This is a genomic window from Methylosinus sp. KRF6 (genome assembly GCF_018887255.1).
GTDB lineage: Bacteria > Pseudomonadota > Alphaproteobacteria > Rhizobiales > Beijerinckiaceae > Methylosinus > Methylosinus sporium.
Map to the genome: position 1 here is coordinate 1 of NZ_JAHLJF010000053.1, position 701 is coordinate 701.

The following is a 701-nucleotide window of genomic DNA, read 5'->3' on the forward strand; positions in this document are numbered from 1 at the left end:
GGAGAATCTGGCGGCCGACCGTGTCGATCGTCGCCTCGCCGAGAACCAATCGGGGAAACGCAAAGTCGTCGTGGTGGTGCGAGAACGCGACGGGCGTACCTTGCCGTCCGTGTTCGAGTCCGAGGACGCGGCGACCTCTTTCATTCGCAGCCGGGTCGCCAAGGGAACCGTGGTTCACGCCGACGAGAGCCCGGCCTGGAATTCGCTGCACGCCAAATTCTCGATGAAGCGGATCAATCATCAGGAGGGATTCAGCATCGACGACGCTTGCACCAATGGCGCCGAGTCGTTCTTTTCACGAATGCGCCGCGGCGAGCTCGGGCATCATCACCATATCGCCGGAATCTATTTCGCCAGATACGCGCAGGAAGCGGCATGGCGTGAAGATCACCGCCGCATCGGCAATGGCGACCAAGCGGAAGGCGTCATCGGATTGGCGATGGGCCTTGGACCATCGATCGACTTTTGCGGCTATTGGCAGCGGACGAAGGCTGGCTAAATCACGCGCCACATCGTGATCCCGGCCGCCTCGCTACGTTCGATCGTATCCCTCGCCCGGTTCAACGAGCAGAGAACGGTCTTGTGAACCAACTCACGCGTGCGAGCGTCGTCTTCCCGTAGACCCTTCGCCTTCATGACGCCTGCGACGACATCGCGCGTGGTCATCGCCTCCGTGACTTCACGCAGAACGTCATAGATGC

At 61.1% G+C, this 701-nt stretch carries 2 protein-coding genes; one reads left to right on the forward strand and one right to left on the reverse strand.

Annotation, left to right across the window (positions count from 1 at the left end; genetic code table 11):
* Positions 1–499 (forward strand): transposase (locus KP010_RS22485; protein WP_216281961.1); only part of this gene is annotated, 499 nt, incomplete at its 5' end.
* Here the strand turns inward: KP010_RS22485 and KP010_RS22490 are convergent.
* Positions 496–701 (reverse strand): hypothetical protein (locus KP010_RS22490; RefSeq protein ID WP_216281963.1); only part of this gene is annotated, 206 nt, incomplete at its 5' end. The genes KP010_RS22485 and KP010_RS22490 overlap by 4 nt on opposite strands.